Source organism: Mycolicibacterium holsaticum DSM 44478 = JCM 12374 (genome assembly GCF_019645835.1).
GTDB lineage: Bacteria > Actinomycetota > Actinomycetes > Mycobacteriales > Mycobacteriaceae > Mycobacterium > Mycobacterium holsaticum.
In genome coordinates this window covers 5,617,036-5,623,714 of the sequence record NZ_CP080998.1, presented here as the reverse complement: position 1 = coordinate 5,623,714, position 6,679 = coordinate 5,617,036, and the positions used below count along the sequence as shown (strand labels likewise).

The 6,679-nt window shown below is 65.9% G+C and carries 5 protein-coding genes; all 5 read left to right on the top strand.

What is annotated here, in order from left to right; all coding sequences use genetic code 11:
• Positions 1-549: 549 nt before the first annotated feature.
• The 5 genes from dnaN (at position 550) to gyrB (ending at position 6,679) form a co-directional block, all read left to right on the top strand.
• Positions 550-1,743, top strand: a complete 1,194-nt coding sequence (dnaN, locus tag K3U96_RS26795; protein ID WP_220691671.1) for a DNA polymerase III subunit beta — start codon at positions 550-552, stop codon at positions 1,741-1,743.
• Positions 1,744-1,771: 28 nt separating this feature from the next.
• Positions 1,772-2,665 carry a phosphogluconate dehydrogenase (NAD(+)-dependent, decarboxylating) gene (gene gnd, locus K3U96_RS26790; protein WP_220691670.1) on the top strand — a complete coding sequence of 298 codons (894 nt, stop codon included), beginning with the start codon at positions 1,772-1,774 and terminating at the stop codon, positions 2,663-2,665.
• Between the two features lie 28 nt (positions 2,666-2,693).
• The gene (recF, locus tag K3U96_RS26785) at positions 2,694-3,866 is read left to right on the top strand and encodes a DNA replication/repair protein RecF (protein ID WP_220691669.1); all 1,173 of its coding nucleotides are present in this window, start codon (positions 2,694-2,696) and stop codon (positions 3,864-3,866) included.
• Positions 3,859-4,407: a DUF721 family protein gene (locus tag K3U96_RS26780; RefSeq protein ID WP_220691668.1), complete on the top strand. Its 549-nt coding sequence runs from the start codon at positions 3,859-3,861 to the stop codon at positions 4,405-4,407. Before recF ends, K3U96_RS26780 begins: the two co-directional genes overlap by 8 nt.
• A gap of 235 nt (positions 4,408-4,642) precedes the next feature.
• Entirely contained in the window at positions 4,643-6,679 is a 2,037-nt protein-coding gene (gene gyrB / locus K3U96_RS26775) for a DNA topoisomerase (ATP-hydrolyzing) subunit B (protein WP_069405696.1), read from the top strand.

Below are 6,679 nucleotides of genomic sequence, written 5' to 3'. Positions count from 1 at the left end.
CGTTCACGGCGATCTCCGGCGATCTTGTGAGCCGTCCCGGACGCAGAATCACAAAAAATCTTTGGCACCGCCAGCACCACTGGTCACAAAATCGTCTGTGCACACCGGTGTGGACAACCTGGGGTCAACCGTGGGGTGATCGGACGGGTCTCTGCACAGGCCGGCAACGGTCCACAGCGCGTGACGTTTCCCCACGGGACCATCCACAGCCCATTCACAGCGTCAAATGACGCTGGGCTGGGCTGACCGCCCTTCATCCCCAATGTGCACAGGCCCTAATACTGTTGCTTGTATATCTATCAAAACTCTTCTTCGAAGACAGCACCTGGGGAACATCTGGAGACTTAGCCCGTCGGAGCGGATTCCAAACCGGTCGCCGACCTGCATGTCAGCCCGACCGATTAGCTTTCAAGTTGACGCGGAAAGCTCTACGGTGGTTCAGCGGCAGCCGTTACGGTCGTTGCGACGCAGTCGGTCGAATGCGGGTGGGACACCGGTAAAGCGCTGCGTAATGCTTGTTGTGTCATTGATCGAAGGGACCCAATGGACGTGGCGACGACAACGGTCGGTCTCACCGATTTGAAGTTCCGGCTGGTGCGCGAGGATTTCGCCGACGCGGTCGCCTGGGTCGCCCGCAACCTGCCCACCCGGCCGACGGTTCCGGTGCTGGCCGGGGTGTTACTCACCGGCACCGACGACGGTCTGACCATCTCGGGGTTCGACTACGAAGTGTCGGCCGAGGTGCAGGTTCCGGCTGAAATCGCCTCCCCGGGAAGCGTTTTGGTGTCGGGCCGGTTGTTGTCGGACATCACCAGGGCGTTACCGGCCAAGCCGATCGACGTCAGCGTCGAAGGCACCAGGGTGTCGTTGACCTGCGGTAGCGCCCGGTTCTCACTGCCGACGATGGCCGTCGAGGACTACCCCACGCTGCCCACGCTGCCCGAGGAGACCGGTGTCGTCTCCTCGGAACTGTTCGCCGAGGCGATCGGTCAGGTCGCCGTCGCCGCAGGTCGCGACGACACGTTGCCGATGCTCACCGGTATCCGGGTGGAAATCGCCGGGGAGAAGGTCGTTTTGGCGGCCACCGACCGGTTCCGGTTGGCGGTTCGCGAGCTGACCTGGTCCACGGCATCGGCGGATCTGGAGGCCGCGGTGCTGGTCCCGGCCAAGACGTTGGCCGAGGCGGCGAAGGCGGGCACCGACGGCGGTGAGGTGCACCTGGCGCTCGGCGCGGGTTCCGCGGTCGGGCAGGACGGCCTGTTGGGCATCCGCAGCCAGGGCAAACGCAGCACCACCCGGCTGCTGGACGCGGAGTTCCCGAAATTCCGTCAGCTGCTGCCCACCGAGCACACCTCGGTCGCCAGCATCGGCGTCGCCGAACTCACCGAGGCGATCAAACGTGTTGCGCTGGTCGCTGATCGGGGTGCGCAGGTCCGGATGGAGTTCGCCGACGACGTGTTGCGGTTGTCCGCCGGCGCCGACGACGTCGGGCGCGCCGAGGAAGATCTGCCGGTGACGTTCGCCGGCGACCCGTTGACCATCGCGTTCAACCCGACGTATCTGACCGACGGTTTGGGATCGCTGCATTCTGACCGGGTGACGTTCGGGTTCACCACGCCCAGCAGACCCGCAGTGTTGCGCCCGGCCGGTGACGACGACGTCGAGCTTGGTGCGACCGGACCGTTCCCCGCCGCGCGGACCGACTACGTCTACCTGCTGATGCCGGTGCGGCTTCCCGGCTGACCGGCCCGATCCCAGGAGAGGGGCGCATATGCAACTGGGTCTGGTCGGCTTGGGCAAAATGGGCTTCAACATGCGCGAACGTCTTCGCGAGGGCGGCCACGAGGTCATCGGCTACGACCCGCGGCCCGAGGTCAGCGACGTGCCCACCCTCGCGGCGCTTGCCGATGCGCTGCAGACCCCGCGGGTGGTGTGGGTGATGGTGCCGTCGGGATCGATCACCCGGAAAACCATCGTCAGCCTGGCCGACGAGATGAGCGCAGGCGACCTGGTCATCGACGGCGGCAACTCCCGCTACACCGAGGACGCTCCACACGCAAAACTCTTGGGAGACAAGGGAATCACCTACATCGACGCCGGAGTGTCGGGCGGCATCTGGGGTTTGAAAGAGGGTTACGGCCTGATGGTCGGCGGCGCCGACGCCGATGTCGAGCGGGCGATGCCCATCTTTGACACGTTGCGTCCGCCCGGGCCGCGGGAGGACGGGTTCGTGCACGCCGGGCCCGTCGGCGCAGGCCATTTCGCGAAGATGGTGCACAACGGGGTGGAGTACGCGCTGATGACCGCGTATGCCGAAGGCTACGAAATGTTGGCCGCAGAAGACCTGGTCGAAGATCCGCAGGCCGTCTACCAGGCGTGGACCAACGGCACCGTGGTCCGGTCGTGGCTGCAGCAGTTGCTGGCCAAGGCGTTGAAGGAAGATCCGGGTTTCGCCAAGATCAGCGGTTACACCGAGGATTCCGGTGAAGGCCGCTGGACGGTGGAAGAGGCGATCCGGTTGCGGGTGCCGGTGCCGAGCATCGCGGCGGCGTTATTCGCCCGGTTCTTGTCACGCCAAGACGAGTCGCCCACGATGAAGGCCGTCGCGGCGCTGCGTAATCAGTTCGGCGGACACGCGGTCAAGCGGATCAGCGAGTCCGGCTAGGTGCCTGCCTACGCGAGGAGCGGTTAGCGTGCACGTCCGTCGTCTCGGATTGACCGACTTCCGGTCATGGCCCCGGATCGACTTGGAACTCGCCCCGGGGCGCACCGTGTTCGTCGGCCCGAACGGCTTCGGTAAGACCAACATCATTGAGGCGCTGTGGTATTCGGCGACGTTGGCGTCGCACCGGGTGGCCACGGATGCTCCGCTGATCCGCACCGGCGCGCAGCGCGCTGTGGTGTCGACCATCGTGGTCAACGAGGGCCGTGAGCTGGCGGTGGACCTGGAGATCACCGCAGGCCGGGCCAACAAGGCCCGGTTGAACCGCTCGCCGGTGCGCGCGGCACGCGAGATCCTCGGGGTGCTGCGCGCGGTGTTGTTCGCGCCCGAGGATTTGGCGCTGGTGCGCGGGGATCCCGGCGAGCGTCGCCGCTACCTCGACGAACTCGCCACGACGCGGCGACCGCAGATCGCGGCCGTGCGGGCGGACTACGACAAAGTTCTTCGGCAACGCACCGCGCTGCTGAAAACCGCCGCGGCCGCGCGGTACCGAGGCGACCGCAGCGTGCTGGACACCCTCGATGTATGGGACGGGCATCTGGCCGAGAAGGGCGCGCGGCTGATCGCGGCCCGGGTCGACCTGGTGACCCAACTGGCGCCCGAGGTCGAGAAGGCCTATCAACTGCTGGCCCCGTCGTCGCGACCCGCGGCGATCCGATATCGCAGCGGCGTGGACGTCGTCGAGGAAGAAGCCGCCGCCGGGACGGGCAGCGCCGAGCTGTTCGAGGCTGCGCTACTGGATGCGATGTCGCGGCGCCGCGACGCCGAACTCGAGCGCGGCGTGTGCCTGGTCGGCCCGCACCGCGACGATCTGGAGTTGCGGCTCGGCGATCAGGTCGCCAAAGGTTTTGCCAGCCACGGGGAATCGTGGTCGATGGCGCTGTCGTTACGGTTGGCCGCCTACGAGTTGTTGCGCGCCGAGGGCGGCGATCCGGTGCTTTTGCTCGATGACGTGTTCGCCGAACTGGACACCGCGCGCCGTCAGGCGCTGGCCAACGTCGCCGCCGACGCCGAACAGGTGTTGGTCACCGCGGCCGTCGCCGAGGACATCCCCGCCGATTGGGACGCGCGCCGTATTGAGGTGGCGATGCGTGACGGTGACGACGGTCGGGTGTCGGAGGTGGTGGAGGCCCCAGATGAGTGACGACGAGGCGCGCCCGCCCGAGCACCTGGCCCACCTGGCCGGCATGGATCTGGTCCGGCGGGCCCTGGAAGAAGCGCGCGGCGCCGCGCGCAGCCAGGGCAAGGACGTGGGTCGCGGCCGAGCGGCCCGGCCCCGCCGCGTGGCGGGAAACAGCCGGCGGCGCTGGTCAGGCCCTGGCCCCGATGCCCGCGATCCGCAACCGCTTGGCGCGGCCGCGCGCGACGTCGCCCGGACCCGCGGCTGGTCGGGTCGCGTCGCCCAGGGCGCGGTCTTCGGGCGCTGGCCGGGCGTGGTCGGCGAACAGATCGCCGCACACGCGACCCCGACCACGCTGAACGAGGGCGTGCTGACGATCTCGGCCGAGTCCACGGCGTGGGCCACCCAGCTGCGGATGGTGCAGGCACAACTTCTGGCGAAGATCGCCGCGGCGGTCGGTGACGGGGTGGTCACCTCGCTGAAAATCGTGGGTCCGGTCGCACCGTCGTGGCGGAAGGGGCCCTATCACATTGCCGGGCGTGGACCCCGCGACACTTACGGTTAGCGGTGGTCCAAGGAAGTTCCTGAAACGCACTACAACGCTTCGATCCGCGTTCCCGAGCGTCTTCAGGCACCTCGATGCGAAAAATTCCCCAGGAGACGCAAATAGGTGTGCAGAAACGCCCCCTCTGAGTCGGTCCTGACGGTACTTCCCGGTAGACTGTTCATAGATCGCGCGGGTGGTGGTCGACCGCCTAGCATGCCTTCCCCGGCAAGAGACTTAAGGAGACCCGTCCAACGTGGCTGCCCAGAAGAACAGTGCTCGCAAGGAGTACGGCGCCGATGCAATCACCATTCTCGAGGGGCTCGAGGCTGTCCGCAAACGACCGGGCATGTACATCGGTTCCACGGGTGAGCGCGGGTTGCACCATCTGATCTGGGAGGTTGTGGACAACTCCATCGACGAGGCGATGGCGGGTTACGCCACGAAAGTCGACGTCCGGCTGCTCGCCGACGGCAGCGTCGAGGTCACCGACGACGGCCGCGGCATCCCGGTGGAGAAGCACAAGCAGGCCGGGATCCCCACCGTCGACGTCGTCATGACCCAGCTGCACGCCGGCGGCAAGTTCGGCGGGGAGAACAGCGGTTACGCGGTCAGCGGCGGTCTGCACGGGGTGGGTGTCTCGGTGGTCAACGCGCTGTCGGCCCGCCTCGAGGTCACGATCATGCGCGACGGCTTCGAGTGGTTCCAATACTACGACCGGTCGGTGCCCGGTGAGCTCAAGCAAGGCGGAAAGACCGAGAAGACCGGAACCACGGTGCGGTTCTGGCCCGATCAGGACATCTTCGAAACCACCGAGTACGACTTCGAGACCGTCGCGCGCCGGCTTCAGGAGCAGGCGTTCCTGAACAAGGGGTTGACCATCTCCCTGGTCGACGAGCGGGTCAGGGCCGAGGAGATCACCGACGAGGTGGTCAGCCACGTTGCCGAGGCGCCGAAAACCGCCGAAGAGAAAGCCGCCGAGGCCGCCGAACCGGTCAAGGTCAAGCACCGTACGTTCCACTACCCCGGCGGCCTTGTCGACTTCGTCAAGCACATCAACCGGACCAAGACGCCGATCCACCAGAGCATCGTCGACTTCGCCGGTAAGGGCGAGGGCCATGAGGTCGAGATCGCAATGCAGTGGAACGCCGGATACTCCGAGTCGGTGCACACTTTCGCCAACACCATCAACACCGCTGAGGGCGGCACCCACGAAGAGGGCTTCCGCGCCGCGCTGACCACCGTGGTCAACAAGTACGCCAAAGACAAGAAGCTGCTCAAAGACAAGGACCCCAACCTCACCGGCGACGACATCCGCGAAGGGCTGGCCGCCGTCATCTCAGTCAAGGTCGCCGAACCGCAGTTCGAGGGTCAGACCAAGACCAAACTCGGCAACACCGAGGTGAAGTCGTTTGTGCAGAAGATCTGCAACGAGCAGCTGGGCCACTGGTTCGAAGCCAACCCGTCGGAGGCGAAAACCGTTGTGAACAAGGCGGTCTCGTCAGCACAGGCACGCATCGCCGCGCGTAAAGCGCGCGAGTTGGTGCGCCGCAAGAGCGCGACCGACATCGGCGGGCTGCCCGGCAAGCTGGCGGACTGCCGGTCCACCGACCCGAGTAAGTCTGAACTGTATGTGGTGGAGGGTGATTCGGCGGGCGGCTCGGCCAAGAGCGGCCGCGACTCGATGTTCCAGGCGATCCTGCCGTTGCGCGGCAAGATCATCAACGTTGAGAAGGCCCGCATCGACCGGGTGCTGAAGAACACTGAAGTCCAGGCCATCATCACCGCGCTGGGCACCGGCATTCACGACGAGTTCGACATCACCAAGCTGCGCTATCACAAGATCGTGTTGATGGCCGACGCCGACGTGGACGGCCAGCACATCGCCACACTGCTGCTGACGCTGCTGTTCCGGTTCATGAAACCGCTCATCGAGAACGGCCACGTATACCTGGCGCAGCCGCCGCTGTACAAGCTCAAATGGCAACGCATCGAACCGGAATTCGCCTATTCGGACCGCGAGCGTGATGCGCTGCTCGAAGCGGGCCAGCAGGCCGGCAAGAAGATCAACAAGGACGACGGCATCCAGCGGTACAAGGGTCTTGGCGAGATGGACGCCAAGGAACTGTGGGAAACCACGATGGATCCGTCCACGCGGATCCTGCGCCAGGTCACCCTGGACGACGCGGCGGCCGCCGACGAGTTGTTCTCGGTGCTGATGGGCGAGGACGTGGAAGCGCGTCGCAGCTTCATCACCCGCAATGCCAAAGACGTACGTTTCCTTGACGTTTAG